Genomic DNA, 22,631 nt, shown 5'->3' on the forward strand with positions numbered 1-22,631 from the left:
TCGCCGCCTCAAAAGCAAGTTGATTTGCAGGGGGCGGAGCTGCCTTGAGGGCGCCCAAACCGGTGCTAGCCGATGCTCATGGAGCCCGGCCTTGTCTTCCCGCTTTTTTTCAATCTTGTGTTTTCAGCATTGCAAGCTGTTGCATGGTTGTCAAGCATGATGGTATGAAAGGTCTATGGTCGACCCTCTTGTCATAGAACGAAAGAAACTCTTCGAGCATGTGGCAACACATCTCGAGGGACAGATCCTCTCCGGCAAACTCAAGCCCGGAGACCAGTTGCCACCCGAGCGCGACCTGCAGTCGCGCTTCGGCGTCGGCCGCCCGGCCATTCGTGAAGCACTGATCTCGCTGCAGAAGGCCGGCCTCGTCGAACTCACCAATGGTGCTCGCGCCAAAGTCTTGATGCCGACCGCCAGCCATATTTTCACCGGCATGGCACCTGCAGTCAGGCAGATGCTGTCGACGGAATTGGGCCAGCGTTCCTTTCAGGGCGCGCGCATGTTCTTCGAGGTTGGCCTCGCCCGGGAAGCCGCCCGGACGGCGACGTCAGAAGATCTGGCCTCGTTGCGTGATGCGCTCGAAGCCAATCGGCTGGCGATCGGTGACCGTGACCGTTTCACCAGCACCGACATCGCCTTTCACTTCGAACTCGCCCGTATTGCCCGCAACCTCGTCTTCGTCGCCCTGCACGACCAGATTTCCGAATGGCTCAAGGAACAGCGCATTGTAACGCTGGCCGCCGACGGTCAGGAGCAGACGGCGTACGAGGCGCATCGCGCCATTTACGATGGGATCGTCGCGCGCGATCCCGATCGTGCCGAACAGGCGATGCGGGAGCATCTGGATCAGCTGACGACGATGTTCTGGCGCCAGCGGGCAAGCGACCACGCCGAATGAAGATCGGCGTCATCGGCGACGATTTCACCGGTTCCGGTGACATCGCCAACACGCTCGCCAAGGCCGGCGCTCGGACTGTCCAGTATGTCGGCACACCGATCGGACAGCTTGCGGACGAGATCGACGCCGCGGTCATTGCATTGAAGACGCGTTCTATCGAGGCCGGCGATGCGGTAGCGCAGTCGCTGGCGGCCTGCCGCTGGCTGGTTGCCAACGGCGCCGAGCAGATCGTCTTCAAATATTGCTCGACCTTCGATTCCACACCGCAAGGCAACATAGGTCCGGTTGCTCAAGCCCTGCTGGAGGAACTGGACGCGCCGCTGGCACTGGTTTGCCCTGCCTTTCCCGCCAACCGCCGCACGCTCTACAACGGCCACCTCTTCGTCGGCGACCACCTGCTCAGCGAGTCCGGCATGGAAAACCATCCGCTGACGCCGATGACCGACCCCGATATAAGGCGGTGGCTATCGCGCCAGACGCGACTCAAGGTCGGCCATCTTCCGCTGGAAAGTTTGCGTTCGGGCGGTGCTGAAGCCGCCTTTAATCTTGCAAAACGCAACGGCGAAAGACTTATCGTCGCCGACGCGATCACAGACGACGATCTCATCGCGCTGGGCAAGATAGCCAAGACCCATCGACTGGTCACCGGCGGCTCGGGTATCGCCATGGGCCTGCCCAGCAATTTTGGTATCCACCCGGTGAGCGGCGATCGGCAGCGGTTCGCGGGGAACAACAGGCCTGGCTTCATCCTCTCCGGCAGCTGCTCTTCTGCGACACGCCGGCAGATTGCCGCCTATCGGAACGGGCATCCTTCGATGCAACTCGATGCCGCCGATGTGCTCGATCCGGACGCTGCCATCGCAAGCGGACTGGATTTTCTGGTCAGCCACAAGGATGCCGGCCCGCTCGTCTATTCGACTGCGGAGCCTTCCGAAGTGTCCGCGGCACAGAGCCGACATGGCCGCGAACGGTTGGCAGGATTGTTCGAGACAGTTTTCGCCGAACTCGCCGCCAAGGCGGTGGCTGCCGGCTTTCAGCGGCTCGTGGTTGCGGGTGGCGAAACCTCCGGCGCGGTCGCCTCTGCTTTCGGCGCGTCGGCGCTTGAAGTCGGTCCGGAAATCGACACCGGCGTGCCGGTGCTCGTCCTCGACGGCGAGCCGAGGCTGGCCTTGGCGCTGAAATCGGGCAATTTCGGCGCCGACGATTTTTTCGAACGTGCGCTCAATATGCTGAAAGGTGGCGCCCCATGACACTTGAAGAACAGCAGCTTCGCGAAGAATTTTGCCGCTGGGGCGAGTCCCTGTTCATGCGCGGCTACACCGCCGGCTCGTCCGGCAATCTGTCGGCTCGGCTTGCCGATGGTTTCCTTGTCACGCCGACCAATTCCTGCCTGGGTTATCTCGAACCCAGCAGACTGTCGAAGCTGGACACCCAAGGCGTGGCCGTGTCCGGTGATCCCCCGACCAAGGAGATACCCCTCCACATGGCGTTTTATGAAGCGCGGCCACAGGCGGCGGCTGTCGTGCATCTTCACTCGACTTATGCCACGGCATTGTCCTGCCTTGAAGACACAGACCCCGACGACGCAATCCCGCCGATCACGCCTTATGTGGTGATGCGCGTCGGTCGCGTGCCCCTCCTGCCCTACACTCATCCGGGGTCGGCCGACGTCAGGCCGCTGGTGCTCGCCAAGGCGCATGACCATGCGGCCGTCCTTCTGGCCAATCACGGTCCGGTGGTTTCCGGACGCAGTTTCCGCGACGCCGTCTTTGCCGCGGAGGAACTGGAGGAAACAGCGAAGCTGGCGCTTCTGACCAAACATCTGCCTGTCAGGCGACTGGATGGGCGGACAGTCGCCGAGTTGGAGCAACGTCGACAAAAGTGAATGTCAACGGTGGCCCTTATTCGAAGCTGTCAGGCCCGGTCATATCAGCATTTCCTCGAATACAGAGCCAGCCGACAGCCCTCGCCTACCTTATCGCCCGCCACGCCGCGATCATGGCGTCGGCGGCAATTTCGCCTTGCATGTCGTCAATCGACCAGGAAATCACCGACACCCGCATGACCTGGCGGCCGTGCCATTTGGCGCCGCCGGCAAAACAGATGCCGTCGGCCTGCAGTCGGGCAATCGTCTGCAGCGTCAGCCGGTCGGCCTCCTCGTCCGGGCGGTCGGCGCCGAAACGCACGACGAACTGATTCAGCACCACGTCGTTGGGCACGGCAATGGCGTTGTCAGCGCGCAGCCTTTCCGCCATCGCTTCCGCCACTTTGCAATGGCGAGCGACCATCGCGGCAATGCCGTCACGGCCGAGATGCTTGATCATCGCCCAGGTGGCGAAGCCGCGCGCCCGTCGTGACAGTTCGGGCACGTAATGGCTCGGGTCGCGCTCGTCCTCGAAAGTTGGCGGCAGATAGCTAGCCGCGATCGTCATGGCACGGCGATGGGCCTGTTCGTCGCGCACGATGGCGTAGCCGCAATCATAGGGTGTCTGCAGCCATTTGTGGCCGTCGCATGCCCATGAGTCTGCGGCATCCGCGCCCTCGGCCAGATGGCTGCGTTCGGGGCAGGCACGCGCCCAGAGACCAAAGGCACCGTCGACATGCACCCAGGCACCGATCCGCCGGGCGATGGGAACGATGCCAGCAAAATCGTCGAAGGCGCCGGTGTTGATCTGCCCGGCCTGCAGGATGACGATGCAAGGGCCGGAGACTTGGGCGGCTGCCACGGCAAAATCGGCCACCACAATGCGACCATTGTCGTCTGTCTTCACACGCACGACGCGGTCATGGCCAAGGCCCAGGAACTGCAGCGCCGAGAACACCGTGGCATGGGCGTCGTCGCCAATCAGCACCGTGATCGGCGGCGCGCCGAACAGCCCCTGCGCCTCGACATCCCAGCCGATCTGCCGCAGGACTGCGCCGCGCGCCGCTGCCAGGCAGACGAAATTGGCCATAGTCGCCCCGGTAACGAAGCCGATGGAGCTTTCGCGCGGCAGGTCGAGCAGCTCGAGCAGCCAGCCGCCGGCGATCGTCTCGACGGCCGAGGCCGACGGCGTGGCGTGGTGATTGCCGGTATTCTGACCCCAAGTGCTGGTCAGCCAATCGGCACAAACGCCGACCGAATGGGAATTGCCGCAGACCCAGGCGAAGAAGCGCGGACCTGTCATCTTGTGCAGGCCGGGCTCAGCCTTCGCGACAAGCTCGTCAACCACACCGAGCCCAGCGCTGCCCCCTTCGGGAAGCGGCTCGCGGAAACTGTCCAAGGCCTGCCGATAAGACACCAGCGGCCGTTGCGGCCCCGAGGCGATGGCGTCGCGAAAGCGGGTGGCGTGATCGGCTGCCCGCTGGAAGAGCTCGCCTGTGGAAGCCTCGCCCATGCCGCCATTCTCCATTGCGGAGGGCCGCCGGCTCTCCAGGGCCTGCAACATCGGGTCGACGATCAGGGCGTCCAGTGTCATGAGGATATCTCCTATAGCCAGTCGATGTTTGTATTTGCGCGACACGGGCGCGTAGGTGCATCGACACGCCCACGGATCCAGAAAACCTTTGAGACGCCAGTATCGTGCTTGGGCTCTGATGAATCCAATGATATCAATTCATCATCATGCTGAATGAAATCGACCTATCGCGCGCCGATCTCAATTTGCTGAAACTGTTCGAGGTGGTACTCCAGGAGCGCCATGTCGGACGGGCTGGCGATCGCCTTAGGCTGTCGCCGTCGGCGATCAGCCACGGGCTGCGCCGGCTCCGCAAGCTGCTCAACGATCCGCTCTTCCTGAAGACGCCGAAGGGGGTCGTGCCGACGCCGCGCGCGCTGCAGGTGGCCGAGCCTATCGCCAATATCTTGGCGCAGGTGCGGCGAATGGTGGTGGCGATCGAGCCGTTCCACCCCGAGACATCGAACCGGCGCTTTACCATCAGCGCCGCCGACGCGCTTTCGGCGGTGTTCCTGCCGCCACTTGTCGAGAAGCTGGCCACGGCCGCGCCCAATATCGACCTCGCGGTGCTGCAAATGCTGCCCTATCGCAAGGGTGGGCCCATCGAGCGGACCTGGCGGCCGGTTCTTGCCGAGATCGACGCCGGCCTGGTGGATATCGCCGTCGCGCCTCTGGACGACGTGCCGGCGCGCTTCACCCGGCGCGCGATGCTCAAGGAGCGTTTCGTGGTCGTGATGCACGCCGGTCATCCCTTCGCCGAGCAACCGACGCTAGAACGCTACTGCACCATGCGCCATGTGGTGGTGTCGTTCACCGGCGACAGGAAGGGGCTGGTCGACGAAGCTCTGGAAGCGTGCGGCCTAGCGAGACGTGTGGTGCTGACGGTGCCCAATTACACCATGGCGCTGGCGGCGGTCGCCGAGTCCGACCTCATCGCCGCCGTGCCAGCCGTCCTGGCGGCGAGGCAGGGACCGCGCTTCGGCCTGGTCAGCGCCGACCTTCCGTTGAACACTGGCCACGTCCCGATCTGCGTTATCGCCCAGAAAGCGGTGATGACGGATGCCGGCCTGACATGGATGTTCGAGCAGGTTTGCGAGGCGGTGCAGACGCACTACGCCGATCCCCTCCCAACTGCCGAACTGGCGACTACGCATCTATCAAAAGCGCCACGGGTAAGCCACAAGACCGCAATTCTGGTAGCTGCTATGCAGCCGGCTACGATTGCGAATAGACCAGAATAGCTCGTTGAACGTTCCTCAAAAACCCCGGACTTGCCCCAGGGTTTTCGCTTCAACGCCGTTCCACTCGGTAGCCGGCTTCGATCGACCGCGCATGGCACAGTGGCGGTCAGGCCATTTTTGCCATTATCTTGGCCATGTCTGCCGCGTCGAACGCCCTCAATGTCTGAGTTCTGATGTTGCCTAGCGATGCTATTGATAAGGCTAGTGCGGTCGCAGCAATGTCGTCGTCGGCTTCGGCAATCGCCACAACATCATATTGACCAAGCGTCCACAACAGGGTGTGAACCTTGATGCCGCTTTTGCTGGCCGTCGCCTTGAAGGACTCAGCACGCTTCTGAGTATCCTTTATGCTCTTGATACCTTGATCTGTGAAACTCGACAGCAATACGTAATAAGCCATTGGTTCCTCCCACAGTGGGAGCGGGCGGGCACTCACGGCGCGTCCGCCGTCTCCCGAAACTACGATACCACGAGTCAGGTGCGCGAACCACTTGCGGCAAGGAGGCCATCGAGCGCCGTTGTCGTTTCAAATCAAACAAGACCAAAGTGGAATTCGTCGAGTTTCCCCGAGGCCGTGGGCACGATCTTTGATGCGCGAGTTCTATGCCTTGAGCGTGTGCCAGGCCGGCCATCGGGTCCATCGCCGTCAGGCTGGCCCACCAACGGAAAAAATCTGCAAGCTCCCTGCAAGCCCGGCAATTTCCGTGGCACCGCGCTCTTCAAACATCAGGCCGGAGCCAACCACGAGATCACGAACCGTCCGCGAGGCAATGATCTCGCCTGGGCGCGCATGATCGAGCAGCCGCGATGACAGCTCGATCGCGACGCCGGTGAAATCGTTACCGCGCACTTCACATTCGCCGGTATGAACTGCCGAGCGGACCTCAAGACCGGATTGTCTTAGCCGTTGACGGATCGCGATCGCGCACTGGATCGACCGGGTCGGCCGTTGGAAAACGGCGAGAAATCCGCTTGCGGAGCGCTTGATTTGTCTTCCTTCGGCAATGAGCAGTTCGCGGCGGATCGCTTCGGAGTGTCGCTCAATCAGATCTGCGCCGGCATCAGAATGCGGCCCGCCTATCTCCAGGGACAGCACCGATACCAGAACCCCCTCGCCCGGCGCTGCCGGCAAGGCGCCGGTGACGAATGCCTGGATCTCATCGACGAGGCGATCGGAATTCTCGCCCCAGATCACGTGATCCCGACCGGCAAGCTCAGTATATCTTGCGCCTTCAATATGCATTGCCAGGTAGCGTCCTTCTTCCCGCTTTACCCAGCGGTCGCCCGTCGCCTGCACGATCAGTGTCGGAACGTGAATGGCCGGCAGAATGTCGCGAACGTCGATTTCGGTCCCCCAGCGCCACAGTGCTATCGCGTCGGCGGGAGAGGCTGAATTCCTGAGGTATGCGGCGAACCATTCTCTCTCGAAACTGTCGCTCATCAGACTAGGCGCCGCGTTGCTCATGTCCGCCGGCTCTCCCCACTCCCTCTCGACGACGGCCAGATCTTCTTCCACCTGCACGCTTGTTTTCGCCCAGGGGTAATCCTTCGACCATCTGCCGCTGGCATAGGCTCCGTTGAGCACGAGTGCCGCCGTGCGCTCGGGATACGTCGCCGCGAACAGAATGCACATGGGGCCGCCCTCGGAACTGCCGAACAGGACCGTGCGTTTCGAGCCGACCGCATCCAGCACCGCCCGCACGTCTTCCATCCGCTCTTCCATCGTCGGCAGACCGACATTGCGGTCTGACAGCCCCGTGCCGCGCTTGTCCATGCGGATCAGGCGGCAAAAGCTGCCGAGGCGCCGGAGCACGTGCGCCAGCCGCGGTGACGACCAGGCAAGGTCAAGGTTGGAGACCCATCCAGGCACATATATCAGGTCGATCGGGCCGTCGCCGGTCACCTGATAAGCGATGTTGATCCCGGCCGATTTGACGTAGTGCGTTGAGGGCCTGACGGACTGATCTGAGAAATCCGGACGCTCATCGGCTAGGGATCGCGTCTGTGGCGAAGTTGAACCTCTGGGTTGTGGTAAAGCCGCATCCGACGTCATGCGTCGCGCTCGAAGGTCGTCATACAGCTTCCGGGTTTCGGGCTCGGGTCGCACGTCGAGCTGCCGCTGCAGGGCATCGCGGCAGCGCTCATATTGTTTCAGGGCCAGGTTGACGCGGCCCTGGGCTACATAGGCTCGCATCAGCGCGCGGTGGATGTCTTCCCGTAGCGGTTCTAAAGCCAACAGGCGCGTCGCCGCCCGAACGGATGATGCAAGATCGCCTGCTGCGGAATGATGGACGACCAGCTTCTCCAGCACCGCGACGACGATTGCCCTCAATCGCTCGCGCTCTAACCTCAGCCAGTCTTCGAACGGCTCCTCCTTCAGGCCGAAGCCTTCGAGGAGGTCGCCACGATAGACGTTCAGCGCCTGCTCGAGCTGCTCCGGGGCGGAACCAGCGGCCAACGCCTCGAACCGCGCGACATCGAAATCGAGATCGTCGAGATTGAGGCTGATGGTGTCGCCCTCGGTGAGGAACCTCCCGCCCCCGGATGCGTGCGTCGCCTTCCTGACGGCAGACAAGGCCTGCCGCAGGTTCGTCCGAGCCTGGGACTCACTGTTGCAACCCCACAAAAGGGAAGCGAGCTTCTCGCGCGATTGCGCGTGTCCGGACTGCAGGGCGAGGTAAGCCATCATGGCACGCGCCTTGCGGCTGAGGAGCGGACCCGTCGCTACATCGCTGGCAAAATCGAAACCACCGAGCAGACAGAGATGAAGGTGCGCCATCGAATCCGCCACAGCCATAGCTCCACCGGCAATCATTTCCCCTACCCGCCTTTGTTTCAACCGCGATTTTGCCGGCGTGACGCTTTTCACGAATCCATCACACCGGTTCCAACGCATTTCTCACGGGCGGTGGAGGAGATTGTCCGGATGAGGCAGCCCTTGTCTCAGGAGGATGCTATGCAACACCCCAACGAGTGGCCTATTTGGCATGATGATCCCGGGCAGAGCCCGCGGCCGCGCTACGCGGCTGCGCCGTTTCGCCACGATATCGCGCTCGCGCGCTACCTTGAGAAGCAGCGGGCCGGCCGAGAATCAACGGCGCGCTCGTTCGATCTCCGGACGAGAACGATCCGCACTTGTGTGCTGATAGCAGATGCCGGGAGAGATTTTCTCAGGCGCTTGGTCGCTCCCGTCGGAGCAGCCGAGAAATTGAAAGGTTGTCACCGTCGATAACCCGATCGCAGGAATGATCGGCTCGATTGTGCCTGCGGGAGGGCGTGGGCAGATGCAACGGAACAGCAGGCAGGTCGGCGGCAGTGGCTAGCGTTCGCCACTCCTGCGTTACGAGCCCCGTCATTTGCCGAAGACCCCGCGAAGACCTGGCATCGCTGTTGCTAGCCTGGGAATGGAAGCTGTCACTTGCCTCCACTGCACCATTGCCGTTCCTGACAGCCGACGATGGGAGGTATGCAAAAGGAGAGGCGCGTGAACTGGTTCTAGATCCCGCGAGTTGCCGGCTTGCAGTGCGCTTTCCATTAGCATATTCTAATTTATTTGATCGAGATTGCGACGCAACAAGTGGAGAGGGCTATGGGCAGGTATCTGTGGTTAGGGCTGGCGATAACATGCTCGGGAATACTTTTGGACACCGTCGCCGCCGAGGCAAAAGCCTTTAAAAACTTCCAGGGCAAAGAATGCAGACCCGACTACAAACGGCTTTGCCCAATGACACCGATCGGCAAATGTGATCTTCAAAGCATGATCGATCAGCTGTCACCTGCATGCAAAACTTTCGTCGAGAAGCACAAATAAAAGTTGCAACGAATCCGCTCGCTGACCGTATCCACACCTCTGTGTGACGCGACGACGTCACATCTGACGACGCTTGTGTCCCCCTGCAGAGCGTGCTGAGACACGCCTTGCGAGGGCGATTTGAAGATGGAACTCTCTCGTTTTCTGTTTTGACCGCAGCGCTGCTAGGAATTCTGGTGATCGCAGGCCAGCCTTGACGGTTCTTTCGGCGTCAGCCTGGACAAACTGTTTCGAGAAGTCGGGGCCATTCCCGACGACGTCGAGACTCCTAGTGTCGAAGAGCACCGGATGCGTAACAACCACCTGTCCGCTCGGTTAGCCATCTGCGCGTGAGAAATATCTCCGAGACGTCTCGTTTCAAAGGCTTCGGGAAGATGGCTGATTGCTGGAGCAGGAGGCCCCTGCCAGCGGCCGACAGCCTGACGGAGTATGTCGACTGACGGTCGGGGCCTGACCCGCTTGGGCGGGCAAGCCGGTCGTTGCGTGCCAACCACTTCAGCGATTTCAAGGGGATAGGCTGGTGCTGCGAGAGAGGATTGAACTCTCGACCTCTCCCTTACCAAGGGAGTGCTCTACCACTGAGCTACCGCAGCAACGGACGCCTCAATAGCCGCAGACGCCTTGAATTGCAAGGCGTTGAAGCCACCTTCAACACCCTGCGCGGTTTTGGCTCGATGTAACCAATGTGGCACCACACGGGCACGGAACATCGCCCAGTAGACACCGTGGGAGGGCGAGCTACACCGTTTTTGCAACCAGTTCGGTGCCAATCTGGATGCGAAGTGAAATAAAGCCCGTACCAGCGTTTTTGCACCCCAGCCTTCACGGAAGCCTGCGTGCGCGCCTGCCACCAACATTCCTTCAAGCCGGCTCGGACGCGATAGTCCTTGTCATAGCGGAACTGGGATGCCCAGGGATTGGGGACCGATGTGAATCCATGCCCACTGCTTAAGGGCAGTCGCTCGCGATACCCCAATAGCGGGGAACGCAATTGTTGACTCCGGGGGCGGCGAACATCCGCCTCGCGTCATGCCGGGAATCGCACAGGGCGGAACTTTTGCGAGCACGGGACCTTCTCTCTGTGACCCAAAGGGAGGAAACCAATGGCAAATCTGGGAAAACTTGCTGTCGCAATGCTCGGCGTTCTGGCCTACCAAAATCGCGACAAGATCGGCGACTTGATCCGCGGCGCGGGAAATCGCGATCCGAACAACCCGCAAGGCGGGCTCATGGATCAGCTGTCCAAGGGTGTATCTGGGACGGCGCTTGGGGACATCCTCGACCGCAGGAGTGGGATCGAAGGTAGATTCGTGGGTGGGGTACCGGAGCCAACGAGCCGATTGAACCGAAAGACGTGGAGGCGGCAATAGACGAGGACATTCACGTCTCTTTCGATGCAGACCGGTCTGTCGCGCGATGAGTTGATTGCCAGGATCACGAAAGATTTGCCCGAAACAGTCGACACACCAGACGGTGAGCTGCCGGCAGCCAATCCGACCCAACAGACTGATGAGACTACACTGCTCGATCCGCACCTCGTTGAACAGTGCCTGGATACGTCCACTTAGGCAGCTGTAATGGACCCATCCGGCCCTACGCCCCGCGTTAAGGCGGGAAGGGATAACTTCATGGATACGGAAGCAATCAAGCGGAAAGAACTTCGACCCGATGAGCGCCGTGAGCGGCGCAGGCTACGCAGAGAGAAGCAGCGAATTGAAAACGTTGGACGTGCCGAAAAAATGCATACGGCCCGTTTCGCCGGGGCAAAAGCAGAGCTCGGCGATACCGTGTCGTGTTTGGAGGCATCTGCCTATGTCGGCTGCTCGGGATGGTTTTACTGGAAATGGCGGGGACAGTTTTACCCTACGGATCTGCCAACAAACGAATGGTTTAGCCACTACTCAAAACGATTCGATACTGTCGAAATCAACGCATCCTTTTATTCATGGCCTACCGTCACAAATGTCAAAAGTTGGGTTCGGCAATCCGGTGACCGCAGTTTCGTCTATACAGTAAAGGTCTGTGAGCTGATTACTCACGTCAAGAGGTTTAAGGGCACCAAGACCCTCGTAAGGGATTTTGGAATGATCGCCGATATCCTCGGTGAGCGGATGGGCTGCTTTCTATTCCAGCTTCCGCCCAGTTACCATTTCACAAAAGCGCGCCTGAACGGCATTCTCGGCCAACTCGACCCGGCCCGGCGCAACGTGGTGGAGTTTCGTCACGCCAGTTGGTGGAACGAAACTGTTTACTCGGCCTTTCGTGAGACGGGCACAATTTTTTGCTCATGCAGCGGCCCTCGCCTTCCGGATGTCTTGGTGCGGACAGCCGATGATGTCTACTTGCGGCTCCACGGTCCAGAGCGCTGGTACCGGCACGACTACACCGGAGACGAGCTAACAGAATGGGCCTACAAAATCCGAGCTAGCGGCGCAAAGAGAGCCTGGGTTTATTTCAACAACGACTATGAGGGCTTTGCGCCAAAGAATGCCCTGGCAATGCGGAGCTTGCTAGAGGAACAACGCTCAGACTCCGCTTCCCGTTGCCAATATCCGGCGCCTTGAGTTATTGCAGTTGACAGCTTGCAAAAGCAGGCGTGGTCGCCCTTCGAACATCTCCATTCTAGGTTCCGACACTGCCTGCGTAACCCGCCATCATATGGCTGACAACTGTCATCCTCAGGTCGATACGGTCTCCGCAACAGTGACTGCCTCTGGACAGGGAAAGCCGGATCGATTATCGGAAAAACCATGACGCACCAGGCCCGCGCCTTCCTCTTTACCACCGGTCGCTGACACGCGCCCCCGTCGGCGCGCGCTGGCGGCCTGAATGAACCTCATTCAGAAACGGTCTGGTAAGATGCTCTCCCGAAAATCCAAAAAAGCCGAATACGACTATATGCGTTTCATCGAGAAGGTCGGTGAGCAACCCGGCTATTACTGGCCGTACATGCCCGCGATCCAGCGTGGTTTGAAGGCTGGCACGATCCGGCGCGTCCTTGGTCCCCATGCCGACCATTTCGAACTGACGGAAGCCGGTAGCAGGATCCTGGATAACATCAAGCGCGTCGAGGCGATGTAGGACCTCAGTCCGCCACGCCGGTGTCATGATGAACGATAGCGTCCAGAATCGCCTCGTAGACGCTGCCTGTGTCTTCCTCGATTTCGTTGCTGTTGACGCCGACCGCCTTGGCGTCGCCGAACAGCTTCTGGGTCAGCTCGGCGACCGAGATGACGTCCGCGCCGGCCGTGTCGGGAATATTGTTTGAAATCCACCTGTGAAGGAAATTGGTGCCCCGCGTGCTCATGAGGCCACAAGCTGCCGTCGGACATTAGGTTCCCTGCGGGAAACGGGTCACGGTGAGGCGGCGAACACAGTACATGAAAGCGTCGCCCGCATTTCGGAGTAATGAATTGATGACTCGCATTTCCATCGCCGAAGAGCTTGAGAGCGCGGCCGACCGCATCGCCGACATGTCGCGGGCGGATCTCTAGATCATTCTCAGCCGCGCTCCCTTGATGCTCCGGAATGTCTCTGGCGTCCCGCTGGAGCCGGCCACGGAAGATGCTCTCAACTCCATTGCCGCTGAGATGAAAATCGGCCGGCCGGACCTTATTCGAATTGTTGCGGGAATGGCTGGAACGAACACCTACCCGCCGGTGCGTCAGATCGAAGAGGATAGTGAGACGGACGGGAGCGCGTAGCGCCTGGCTGGCGGCTTGCTTGTGTGCCACCATTAGTTCGCGAGGCGATCCTTGCCGAAACGGACAGTCACTTTAGGGAGGAAGGCATGGTTGAGCAGCTGATTCTTCGAAGATGGTGCGGGACGGTGCGCACGCAGATGGCTGCCGAATATGCGCGCTACGTGGCAGGGACTGGTGGCGACGAGCTTGGCGCCACCAAAGGCAATCTCGGTCACCAGATCACGATGCGCGACCTTGGCGACGGCATTACAGAGATATGCGCATTGAGTTGGTGGACCGATATGGAAGCGGTAAAGGGCTACGCTGGTGAACAACCCGAGCGGGCCCACTACTATCCCAAGGACGATCAGTACCTGATCGACAAGCCAGAATTCGTCGAGCATCACGTCGTCGTCTACGGCGACCTCGTCAGCTCGTAGGCGTTCGTTTAGTCGCGCAGGGCGATGCGTCTGACCAGCGCTCGGTCTCTCTAGCGCCTCTTCGGCTTTGGCGTGATCTCCTCGACCCGCACCTTGTCGCCGATCTCCTTCGCCATTGCAAAGGCTTTGGCCTTGTCCTTGGTGGTCAGCACCGTGCGCCAACGCGTCAGTTCGAACACGATCACGACGTATGTTGTGGCCAGCCTTCGGTCACCCATCTCCGAGAGAGTTGTCCGCCATATTAATCATGGCTAATATAACAGTCGGAGGGGACCAAGGTGGAGAGGTTCTTGGCAAGCCAGTTGGCCGCGATGCTGGTGGCGTCGGCAGGAGAATGTTGGTCCGAGGAGGGCCTACCTTACAAGCCGATCTCCGAAGAAACTGTGAGAGTTGTTAGCACCCAGATGTACTCCGACATTTTGAGGCGAGCATGCTTGAAAGGTCGACGGTATCCGAGAAGCCAAATTGAGAGTGGTTTCAAAAGGCAGTTCCAGGAAACGAGAGAGAGGTTGCTGGAGCAGGGATACACCATCGTGCCCAATCTGACCGATGACAACTCATCGTGGTCTCTCTCGGAGATGGAATTTGACGCCAAACGGCGGCTTGATCTGTCACACCAATTCGGCTGTTTTCAAGCGTACTGGCTCGATGACAACCCGAATTGGTAGCGGCTATTGGGGCGCAGAACAGCGCCCGCCGTCGCGCGTTTCGGGCGCGGCACTGTCCTGGATGGTTGGTGAAGGCGAGAGTGGGCGCCCCTCACAGACCGCCAGCTCCGCCACCAGCCCAACTGACTATCTGGGAAAGATCGGCGATGTCGCCGCAAGGCGTTCATCAATGCCCCGCCATCTCTTTCAATCCTGTCGACGAGTTCGCGGGCACTGTCCGCGTGCGTGAAGGCCCGGAACAAGACTCGAAAGGTCTTTTCTTCAGATGGAACAATAGCAATAGACTCGCCGCCATCGTTGTCCCTCCTTGGCCAAACCTCTTTGCGCGCTTCCGCACGCTGGGTCCGCGCAGGTTCAGGATTGTCGCAATCTTGTCTGGACGAAGTAGCTCCGGATTTCTTGCGGCGAAGGCTGCGCCGAGCGATAGGCTTCCCTTCCACCAGTATGGAAGTTGTTGTTAATGTGGGGGCGGCCGCCGGCCTCAGATCCAAGGCCACCGCGCCCGAGACCATCCCAGATGGGGATGCGGCGTCGCCTTGTTCCCGGATTGCCCATGGCTGTCATTCCGGACCGATGACCTCGGGTTCCAGCTCCACGGCTCCAACCTCGCTTCGACCGCGCTGGATCGTTGTCCAGATAACGATAAGCACAATGGCCGCAAGGAACAGCAGGCTCGTGTAGGTCGTGCCAAGACCGAGCCCACCATATTCCGAGGGCTGGCTCAGCAGATCGCCGAAGCAAGCACCCAGAGGGCGGGTGAAGATGTAGGCCAGCCAGAACCCCAAAATGGCATTGAGGTTCAGCAGGTAATACCCAGCTGCAATGAGAGCAATCACCGCACCAAACAACAACCCCGTGGCCAGGTACCCAACGTCAAACCGTTCCGCTACAAGGTCGCCCGCCGCCGTGCCAAGTGCAAAGGTGAACAGGATCGCAAGCCAGTACAGGGCTTCGCGCCGTGTCGTGAAGATCGTATGGATCGAGAGCGTCTTCTCGAGCGCGTACCAAATCGCGAGTGTCGCCGCGAGGAGCGCGGTGAACAGAATGGTACTGGTTTCGAGGGGCACGCCGAAATTGTCGACGAGGTTGTCGGTGACCAGGGTGCCGACAATGCTGATCAGCACGACGGCCAGCCAATAGGCCCAAGGAACATAACGGCGCATATGAAACTGGATGATGAGTGCGATGCACAGTACCGCAGCCATCAGACCAGATGTGGCCGAAAGGCCGAGGCCCATATTAACTGCCAGGTAGTCGGCGGCGGTCTCGCCCATGGTGACCGCCATGAGTTTGATGACCCAGAATTCCACGGTTACTTCCGGCACCCGGTTGACTGTGGGTGGACCTTGAATCGCAAGCATTGAAATCGCTCCAGTTCTGGCCGGAGCCGGTTATTTGCCTTGCAGATCCATGGCCTGCTTGAAGAAATCGTCGGCGCGCTTGTCGTCATCAGCGTTGCAACGCTCGATGCCCTTCGCCTTCAGATCCTCGTAAGCGGTCTTATTCGCGGCGGATACGGGTGCCGAAGTCTCCTTGGCGCGCAATTCCTTGAGCGCTTCCTCGCAAGGGACATTGGCGGCGTGGGCCGCAGTCAGGCCCGTGGCAAGCATTATGGCGCAGAGCGTGGCAATAGTACGGGTTTTCATAATAAGATCCTCGGTTAAGCACCGTCTGTCTGCCGGCCACCCACCATGGGATTCTTCCTTTGCTAGCACCTTTCCCCCGCCATACAATTTGGTAAGACCGTTTCGGGGTCTCTTACGATTTGCTATGTTTTCGGCAAAGCTGGCGAACCCACCTAGGGACAACAATCCTATTTAGGCTGCTGGTGTAAAGCCGTTCACTCGGCACACTCCGCGCCAGTGCACTTCTTGGAACCAGATTCGTCGCCCCGCATTTCTCTTTGGATCGAAGGGGCAAAGGAGCGCAGCGTGAAGGCCTTGTTGGGAATAGCCGGAGGATTCTTGCTGACGCTTGCTGTCTTCACAAGCGGCCTTGCATTCGCTACATGGCTTCTCGCGGCCAAGCCCGTCCGGCAGGCAACACTCAGTATTAGTGTCGCGGATCTATGGACCAGGGACGCGCGGCCTGTGAAGGCGGTGGCACAGTCCTTCGAGCGCATTCCGGCTAAGCGGGGTGAGGTGCCCGACGCCTCCGCCATGGCGAAAGCGCCACCCGACCCGATCGTTACTTCAGCCGTCCAGCCGTCGACAGACCAAGAGCAGACCTCCGCCCAACTGCCAGCTGCTCATGTCGAGTGGTGCGCGAGCCGCTACCGATCGTACCATCCGAGCGACAACAGCTACATGTCCTATAGCGGGCAGCAGCGCCGTTGCATCTCGCCCTATGCCGACGTCGCCACCGCGCAGCCGCCAGAAGCCGTCAGCTACGTTGACGCAACCTACGCTTCGATGGATGGCTACGCCTCAACGGACGAGGTCCGTCCCCAGCTTTCGCCCGACCACGTTGACTATTGCTTCAGCCGCTACCGCTCGTATCGACCCGAAGACAACACCTACCAGCCCTATTCCGGCGGCCCACGTAGGCAGTGCCAATAGAGCTGTCTGAATAGCGAGCTTGACGAGCAAGCGCACGACGAGGCCTGAAATAATGGATCAGAATGCCATGCGAGATTACCACTAAGGCTGTCAGTTATCGCCCCACGTGCGGCAGCAGAAACAAGCTCGCGATTGGCGTCTCTTGCTCTGCCTGCCGTGCGTTGCCCAAGACCTGACTGACCTTCTCGGTGAACGGAATATCTGGCTATGTTGATCAAATTGACAAAATCGACAGCACCCGCGACTTAACGGTTGTCCTCTGCCTATCTCACCGTGAGGGCTTGTCATTTACTGGGGCGACACGTCACTTATGAACCCAAGCGAGAGCCCAACCGGCGGGGTAATCCTACGCGCGTCCAGCGCGCTGCTGTCGCTGGGCTTAATCGTGCTGATAGGCATCGTCGCTGCCACTTACGTGCTCGCCGAGCGCTCGCGCAACAGTTTCGATGAGGTGATTGCCGCGCGCGACACGCGAGCCACCGCCGTCGATGTCCGAAATTCACTGCTCGCTGCGGAATCCAGTCAGCGCGGTTTCGTCTACAACGGCAATGAAATCTATCTCGCGCCGTACGATACGGCGAAATCGCTTGCGCTGCGCCGGTTCGAAAAGCTGCAGCGGCTGCTTACCGAAGATCCTGGCGCGGCCACCTCGCTCGACCGGCTGAAGAATATCATCAGCGAAAAATTTGCCGAGATGGACAAAACGGTCGCTCTGAAGCGCCAGCGGAAGGACGACGCTGTGGCGGCGATCATCGGTTCCAACCGTGGCAAGGCCCTGATGGACGAGGCCAACGTCTTCTTCAACGGCATCATCCTCGCCGCTGACGACCGGCTGACCGCACGTGTGGCGGAGCAGCGGTCCTATTTCGCCTGGCTGCGATTGATCACCATCGCTGGCGGCATAGCGATCGTGATCGTTGTCGGCTTCGCCTGGGCTTCAGTCGTACGCCACACCCGCGAGCTCAGTTCGGCCCAGCGGGATCTCGAAGCCCTGAACAGCGGCCTGGAAGGCCGGGTCCGCGAGCGTACCGCGGACCTCGTGCGGGCCAATGAGGAGGTCCAGCGCTTCGCCTATATCGTCACCCATGACCTTCGCGCCCCTCTGGTCAACATCATGGGTTTCACCAGCGAACTTGAAGCGGGCGTCGCTAGCATGCAGACGCTCATCGAAAAGTCCGGCATCGGCTCAGACGCGTCCGATCCGGTTGTTGCCAATGCCAGGATGGCAGCCGCGGAGGACCTGCCGGAAGCCATCAGCTTCATCCGCTCTTCAACCCGCAAGATGGACGGGCTTATCAATGCCATCCTTCAGCTCTCCCGCGAGGGCCGCAGGCCGCTGCGGGCTGAAACCATCCAACTCGCCGAACTAATCGAAAGCAACACCTCCAGCTTCCAACATCAGGTCAAGGAAGCTGGCGGTGAGATCAATGTCGATCTCAGCGTCGCCAAGATCGAGACGGACCGCCTTTCGCTTGAGCAGGCCTTCGCCAACCTTCTCGACAACGCCATCAAATACCGCTCGCGTGAGCGGCCGCTTCGCATCAATGTCGGTGCCAAAATAATCCCCGGCAACCGCGTCGCCATCGAGTTCGAGGATAATGGCCGCGGCATCGCCGACCAGGACGCGGAGCGCATATTTGAGCTCTTCCGTCGATCAGGCCCGCAGGACCAGCCCGGCGAAGGCATCGGCCTAGCACATGTGCGATCCGTCGTGCGTAGGCTCGGCGGCGACATCAGCGTAAAATCAGCGCTCGACGTTGGCACGACTTTCAGGATAGAGCTCCCGCTCAGCGCCATTTTTACTGAAAGAGCGTTTGGATGAGAGAGGCTGGCAAGCCTATAACGATCGTCATGATCGAGGATGATGAGGGCCATGCCCGACTCATCGAAAAAAACATCCGCCGTGCCGGGGTGAACAACGATATCGAAGGTTTCGCCGACGGTTCCACGGCGCTGGCCTATCTGCTTGGACCCGACGGATCTGGCGAGGTAAGCGTCGGTCGGCATCTTCTCGTCCTACTGGACCTGAATCTTCCGGATATGACCGGCATCGATATCCTGCAGCGTATCAAGGCCAATACGCATCTTAAACGCATTCCGGTCGTGGTGCTGACCACTACGGACGATAGCCGCGAGATCCAGCGCTGCTACGACCTCGGTGCGAATGTATACATCACCAAACCGGTAAACTACGAAGGTTTCTCCAACGCCGTCCGTCAGCTTGGCCTTCTGTTCACTGTCATTCAGGTACCGGAAACAGCCTGAATGCGATGACAAAAGACGCATCGACCAGGGTCCTGTACATCGACGACGACGATGCGCTCGCGCGGCTGGTGCAGAAGCAGCTTGGCCGGCTGGGGTACGTCGTCGAGCATGCCTCCGGTTCTAACGAAGCGTTAGCCCGTCTTGACGAAGGAGGGTTCGACGTCCTGGCGCTCGACCATTATCTGGGAGCGGGTACCGGCCTCGAATTCCTGGCAAGGCTGGCCTCCCGCAGCGGCGCGCCCCCCACTGTCTATGTGACCGGTTCGTCCGAAATGAGTGTAGCCGTTGCCGCCCTCAAGGCCGGCGCCAGCGATTTCGTGCCGAAGACCATCGGAGACGACTTTATAACCCTACTAGCTTCCGCACTCGAACAAGCGGTGGTCAAGGCACGCCTGGTTGCCGAGAAGGAAGCGGCCGAGGCCGAGGTTCGGGTGGCGCGCGACCGCGCCGAACTCCTGCTTGCCGAGGTCAATCACCGCGTCGCCAACAGCCTTGCAATGGTCTCGTCGCTGGTGAGCCTGCAGGCCAATGTCTTGACAGACCGGGGCGCGAAGGATGCGCTTGCCGAAACTCAAGCGAGGATCTTCGCCATATCCTCGGTCCACAAGCGCCTCTATACCTCCCGCTCCGTAGGCGTCGTCGAGCTTGACGAATATCTTGGCGGCTTGCTGGAGAACCTTAGTGGATCGATGCGGGGACAGGGCCATGGTGCTACCCTGATCAGCGATCTGGCGCCTTTGACACTCGGCACCGATGCCACGATCAATCTCGGGGTCATTGTCACCGAGCTGGTCACCAACGCGTTCAAATATGCATATCCTGACAAATCTGGCGAGGTCCGTGTGCGGCTGCGCGAAGACGGCGAAGGGCGTGCGCTGCTTACCGTTGAGGACGACGGCGTGGGTAGCAGCGACAACACTGTCAAGGGCACCGGGTTGGGTACACGCATCGTCAAGGCTATGGCGAAAAGCATCAACGCCGATGTGGCTTATGAGGGACGCAATCCCGGAACGGCTGTGACGCTGACGTTCGCCCTGCAGTAAACTGCGACTGGCGATAGCCAGCGCCTTTATTAGCACTTTTGAATTTGGCCTCGAGCATGCAAGGATGCACCGCCGCCATTGAGGGCGGGGAGAGTTCAATGCATCCGCCAATCCGTGAGCTTGCCAAGCGGCACGTCGAGCCGCTTTTGATGATCGCGACGCTTTTAGCCTCAACGACCTGCGCCACCGGGGCGGATGGGTCGCAGGGCATCAACACGCCGAGGGTGTTCAAGTCGTATGATCCTGCCGCGCCGCGCTGCTCCAAACCTGCCGACCTCAAGCCCATTTTGGCTTTTGCCAAGGACAACGAGCGTGAGTTTATCGAGGGGATCGATCACGGATTGGCGCAGGCTGCAAAGGACAATGGCCTGGAGTATCGTGTCGCGCTCGCCGCCAATGACAGCGCCAAGATGATCGCCGACGTCGAAGTGCTGCGCGCCGCGCTAGTTGGCGGGATCGTCGTTTCTCCCGTCGACCCGGCTGCGCTGGCCGCAAGCCTGCAACGGGCGATTTGGTCTGGAACCTATGTCAGCACGGTGGTCGCTCCGCCAGCAACGTCGCTGCTCAACGCACCGCAATATCTTGCAGGCAAGGAACTGGGCGACGCGGCCGTCGCCTATATCCAGGAAAAACTCGGGGGCCGGGCCGATGTTGTGCTGCTGACCCAAGACAGCCTGCAATTTCTCACGCCGCGTTTCGTGGCCATCCGCGATGCGCTCGATACGTTACCGGACGTGCGCATCGTGGCGGACATCTCCCCCAGTCCTGTAAGCAAGGAGGGTGGTTTGGCGACTATGCGCACCGTTCTTCAAGCGCATCCGCATATCGACGTAGTGCTGGGCGCAGACGGGGTCGTGCTAGGCGCCTTGCAGGCGTTGCGGGAGGCCGGCAAGGACAGGCCGGACCAGTTTATCGGGGGGATTGACGGCGAGCCGGAGGCAATTGCCGAGATAAAGAAGGGCGGTCCTTACAAGACGACAATCAGCTTGAATTCACCAGTGTTCGGCTACGCGATGGGCCAGCATGCAGCGGACTGGCTCGAGGGAAAACAAATACCTCAGGCAATGGATATCCTGCCGCACATGATCAATGCGCAGAATCTTGGCGAATACCAGAATGATCTTACCGATCCAGGCGCAGTATACGCCGATCCGGCCCGCAGAGACGAATATCTACGGATGTATGGCAACATTTGCTACGATAGCCGCGACCAGTACGTGAACTTCCCTTGGTCGTCTGAGGCCAGATAATTCGAGGCAGGTCTTTCAAAATTCGGATGCAGCCAAGTCGTCGCTATCCGACAATCGGCAGAGCCCGAGAGGCCGGCGTTTCGGCACGCCGACGGGAGGGTGGCCCGCGCCGACCCGGCGGGGCCACCCTGGAGTTTACTGAGCAACAATTATCCGCTGTTTGTCGCGGTTCTGTGCATACGTGCCTTTGTCATAAGCGGTCTGCGCTTCAAGCTGGGCCTTGGTGAAATTCGTGTAGAGATACCGGTTCCCGTCCTTGTCGGCTAGGAACTTCAATTTTTCCAAGCCTACAGCAACCTCTTTTTCGCCCATGCCGAGGAACCCGCCGACGTCGACAACTACGGCATCCACCTTCTTGTCGCCGCCCAGGACCACGTCTCCAATCTCACCGACTTTTGCATCGTCCGCACCATAGACGGTGGTCCCGATGAAATCCTTGGTGCTAATTTTTTCCATCGGAATCTCGGTCAGTGAAGACTTGTCGATAGCAGCGGTTTGCGTCTTATCTGTCGTGGCCGGGGCTGGCTCGCTGGGCGCGGTGGCGGCGACCCCGTTGGTGTTCGATGCCGATGCGGTATCGTAGACTTTCAAGTCAAAATCGGGCTGCGCTTGCAGGTCTTCCTTGGTGGTCTTTGCCACCAGCCAGCGCTCACCCTTCTTCTCGACCCATTCGGCTTTGCCGAAATCATAGGCGACGTTTTTTTCGCCGATTCCCAAAAACCCTCCGACGCCGATGACGATGTACTTGGCTTTGCCGTCCTTGGAGAGCACTACGTCTCTTACATCGCCTATTTTCTGGGCATTGTCCGCGGCGCTGTCGTATACGTCGGCGCCGATGATTTTGGTGACGAGACTGCCGTCAGCAACGGCCGCCGGCGTTGCAGACGTCTGCAGAGCACTGGCAGGTTTGGTAGCATCTTCTGCCATAGCGCCGGTGACCCATAGTCCAGACGTCAGAAGCGTCGCTACTGCTGTGGTAGCCAAAAGTTTGCTGATCATGGTACGTTTCCTTGTGCGTTAGCGTTGATGCACGCCGCGTTTGGCTAAACCGTTGCAGGAGGCTGAACGCGGCATCTTTGCGACCTGACAACTTGCCGCATGATACGAAGTTCCCTTTTTAGGATCTTGCGTGGCGCCTGAGATAACAGTTCTGTTTGAGTTATTATGGGCTGTGATTGCTTTCCCCGTCAGCAGAGTTTTGCCAAGCTTCGCAACGCCGCGTGAGCCCGCTCGATCCACAGCGCAATCTCGCAATTCTTCCGGGCTGCACGGCACTTGATGTCACGGAACTTTGTTGGGTAGTGCGACGTTTCCCCGCCGAACCAATTGCGGTTCGA

General features: G+C 59.8%; 22 protein-coding genes and 1 tRNA gene. 14 read left to right on the plus strand and 9 right to left on the minus strand.

The window, feature by feature from the left end; translation table 11 throughout:
* The first annotated feature begins 175 nt into the window (after positions 1-175).
* Genes AC1D10_RS10995 through otnC form a run of 3 tightly spaced genes read left to right on the plus strand, consistent with a single transcriptional unit; the run spans position 176 to position 2,783 of the window.
* On the plus strand, positions 176-898 hold the full coding sequence (locus tag AC1D10_RS10995) for an FCD domain-containing protein (RefSeq protein ID WP_477271474.1): 723 nt from the start codon (positions 176-178) through the stop codon (positions 896-898).
* Complete coding sequence (gene otnK, locus AC1D10_RS11000) at positions 895-2,148, plus strand: 3-oxo-tetronate kinase (RefSeq protein ID WP_477271476.1); 1,254 nt, start codon at positions 895-897, stop codon at positions 2,146-2,148. Before AC1D10_RS10995 ends, otnK begins: the two co-directional genes overlap by 4 nt.
* The gene (otnC, locus tag AC1D10_RS11005; protein WP_477271478.1) at positions 2,145-2,783 is read left to right on the plus strand and encodes a 3-oxo-tetronate 4-phosphate decarboxylase; all 639 of its coding nucleotides are present in this window, start codon (positions 2,145-2,147) and stop codon (positions 2,781-2,783) included. The genes otnK and otnC overlap by 4 nt, the downstream gene beginning before the upstream one ends.
* A gap of 85 nt (positions 2,784-2,868) precedes the next feature.
* Here otnC and AC1D10_RS11010 read toward each other — a convergent pair whose 3' ends face one another.
* Positions 2,869-4,275, minus strand: coding sequence for a pyridoxal phosphate-dependent decarboxylase family protein (locus tag AC1D10_RS11010; RefSeq protein WP_477272080.1), 1,407 nt, complete (start codon positions 4,273-4,275; stop codon positions 2,869-2,871).
* 266 nt (positions 4,276-4,541) lie between these two features.
* Here AC1D10_RS11010 and AC1D10_RS11015 point away from each other — a divergent pair, with 266 nt between their 5' ends.
* Positions 4,542-5,576 (plus strand): LysR family transcriptional regulator, encoded by a 1,035-nt coding sequence (locus tag AC1D10_RS11015; protein ID WP_477271480.1) that lies wholly within the window; start codon positions 4,542-4,544, stop codon positions 5,574-5,576.
* Between the two features lie 106 nt (positions 5,577-5,682).
* On the opposite strand, the gene AC1D10_RS11020 is transcribed toward AC1D10_RS11015, so the two are convergent.
* The 3 genes from AC1D10_RS11020 to AC1D10_RS11030 form a co-directional block, all read right to left on the minus strand.
* Entirely contained in the window at positions 5,683-5,976 is a 294-nt protein-coding gene (locus AC1D10_RS11020) for a GYD domain-containing protein (protein WP_477271482.1), read from the minus strand.
* A 246-nt stretch (positions 5,977-6,222) separates the two neighbouring features.
* A complete protein-coding gene (locus AC1D10_RS11025; protein ID WP_477271484.1) occupies positions 6,223-8,445 on the minus strand; it encodes an alpha/beta fold hydrolase in 2,223 nt (740 codons plus the stop codon).
* A 1,460-nt stretch (positions 8,446-9,905) separates the two neighbouring features.
* A tRNA-Thr gene (locus AC1D10_RS11030) sits at positions 9,906-9,980 on the minus strand.
* A gap of 510 nt (positions 9,981-10,490) precedes the next feature.
* Between AC1D10_RS11030 and AC1D10_RS11035 the strand changes: the two genes are divergently transcribed.
* The 4 genes from AC1D10_RS11035 (at position 10,491) to AC1D10_RS11050 (ending at position 12,468) form a co-directional block, all read left to right on the plus strand.
* Entirely contained in the window at positions 10,491-10,757 is a 267-nt protein-coding gene (locus tag AC1D10_RS11035; RefSeq protein ID WP_477271486.1) for a hypothetical protein, read from the plus strand.
* Positions 10,758-10,781: 24 nt separating this feature from the next.
* Positions 10,782-10,955, plus strand: coding sequence for a hypothetical protein (locus AC1D10_RS11040; RefSeq protein WP_477271488.1), 174 nt, complete (start codon positions 10,782-10,784; stop codon positions 10,953-10,955).
* A gap of 60 nt (positions 10,956-11,015) precedes the next feature.
* Positions 11,016-11,951 (plus strand): DUF72 domain-containing protein, encoded by a 936-nt coding sequence (locus AC1D10_RS11045; RefSeq protein ID WP_477271490.1) that lies wholly within the window; start codon positions 11,016-11,018, stop codon positions 11,949-11,951.
* A 265-nt stretch (positions 11,952-12,216) separates the two neighbouring features.
* Positions 12,217-12,468: a hypothetical protein gene (locus tag AC1D10_RS11050; protein WP_477271492.1), complete on the plus strand. Its 252-nt coding sequence runs from the start codon at positions 12,217-12,219 to the stop codon at positions 12,466-12,468.
* Positions 12,469-12,472: 4 nt separating this feature from the next.
* Here AC1D10_RS11050 and AC1D10_RS11055 read toward each other — a convergent pair whose 3' ends face one another.
* Complete coding sequence (locus AC1D10_RS11055) at positions 12,473-12,694, minus strand: DUF768 domain-containing protein (RefSeq protein ID WP_477271494.1); 222 nt, start codon at positions 12,692-12,694, stop codon at positions 12,473-12,475.
* A 483-nt stretch (positions 12,695-13,177) separates the two neighbouring features.
* On the opposite strand from AC1D10_RS11055, the gene AC1D10_RS11060 reads away from it, so the two are divergent.
* On the plus strand, positions 13,178-13,510 hold the full coding sequence (locus tag AC1D10_RS11060; RefSeq protein WP_477271496.1) for a hypothetical protein: 333 nt from the start codon (positions 13,178-13,180) through the stop codon (positions 13,508-13,510).
* Positions 13,511-13,560: 50 nt separating this feature from the next.
* Here AC1D10_RS11060 and AC1D10_RS11065 read toward each other — a convergent pair whose 3' ends face one another.
* The 3 genes from AC1D10_RS11065 to AC1D10_RS11075 form a co-directional block, all read right to left on the minus strand.
* On the minus strand, positions 13,561-13,728 hold the full coding sequence (locus AC1D10_RS11065) for a hypothetical protein (protein ID WP_477271498.1): 168 nt from the start codon (positions 13,726-13,728) through the stop codon (positions 13,561-13,563).
* Positions 13,729-14,738: 1,010 nt separating this feature from the next.
* Positions 14,739-15,539, minus strand: coding sequence for a COG4705 family protein (locus tag AC1D10_RS11070; protein WP_477271500.1), 801 nt, complete (start codon positions 15,537-15,539; stop codon positions 14,739-14,741).
* 30 nt (positions 15,540-15,569) lie between these two features.
* Positions 15,570-15,824 carry a hypothetical protein gene (locus AC1D10_RS11075; protein WP_477271502.1) on the minus strand — a complete coding sequence of 85 codons (255 nt, stop codon included), beginning with the start codon at positions 15,822-15,824 and terminating at the stop codon, positions 15,570-15,572.
* Between the two features lie 285 nt (positions 15,825-16,109).
* Here AC1D10_RS11075 and AC1D10_RS11080 point away from each other — a divergent pair, with 285 nt between their 5' ends.
* The 5 genes from AC1D10_RS11080 to AC1D10_RS11100 all read left to right on the plus strand — a co-directional run bounded on the left by AC1D10_RS11080 (position 16,110) and on the right by AC1D10_RS11100 (position 21,294).
* The gene (locus AC1D10_RS11080) at positions 16,110-16,736 is read left to right on the plus strand and encodes a BA14K family protein (RefSeq protein WP_477271504.1); all 627 of its coding nucleotides are present in this window, start codon (positions 16,110-16,112) and stop codon (positions 16,734-16,736) included.
* 310 nt (positions 16,737-17,046) lie between these two features.
* Complete coding sequence (locus tag AC1D10_RS11085) at positions 17,047-18,558, plus strand: sensor histidine kinase (RefSeq protein WP_477271507.1); 1,512 nt, start codon at positions 17,047-17,049, stop codon at positions 18,556-18,558.
* Positions 18,555-19,001 carry a response regulator gene (locus tag AC1D10_RS11090; RefSeq protein WP_477271509.1) on the plus strand — a complete coding sequence of 149 codons (447 nt, stop codon included), beginning with the start codon at positions 18,555-18,557 and terminating at the stop codon, positions 18,999-19,001. The genes AC1D10_RS11085 and AC1D10_RS11090 overlap by 4 nt, the downstream gene beginning before the upstream one ends.
* A 5-nt stretch (positions 19,002-19,006) precedes the next feature.
* Positions 19,007-20,044 (plus strand): sensor histidine kinase, encoded by a 1,038-nt coding sequence (locus tag AC1D10_RS11095; RefSeq protein WP_477271511.1) that lies wholly within the window; start codon positions 19,007-19,009, stop codon positions 20,042-20,044.
* Positions 20,045-20,142: 98 nt separating this feature from the next.
* The gene (locus AC1D10_RS11100; RefSeq protein WP_477271512.1) at positions 20,143-21,294 is read left to right on the plus strand and encodes a sugar ABC transporter substrate-binding protein; all 1,152 of its coding nucleotides are present in this window, start codon (positions 20,143-20,145) and stop codon (positions 21,292-21,294) included.
* A 135-nt stretch (positions 21,295-21,429) separates the two neighbouring features.
* Here AC1D10_RS11100 and AC1D10_RS11105 read toward each other — a convergent pair whose 3' ends face one another.
* Positions 21,430-22,293, minus strand: a complete 864-nt coding sequence (locus AC1D10_RS11105; protein WP_477271513.1) for a PRC-barrel domain-containing protein — start codon at positions 22,291-22,293, stop codon at positions 21,430-21,432.
* Between the last annotated feature and the right edge of the window lie 338 nt (positions 22,294-22,631).

This window comes from Mesorhizobium sp. P2_A8 (assembly GCF_056404935.1).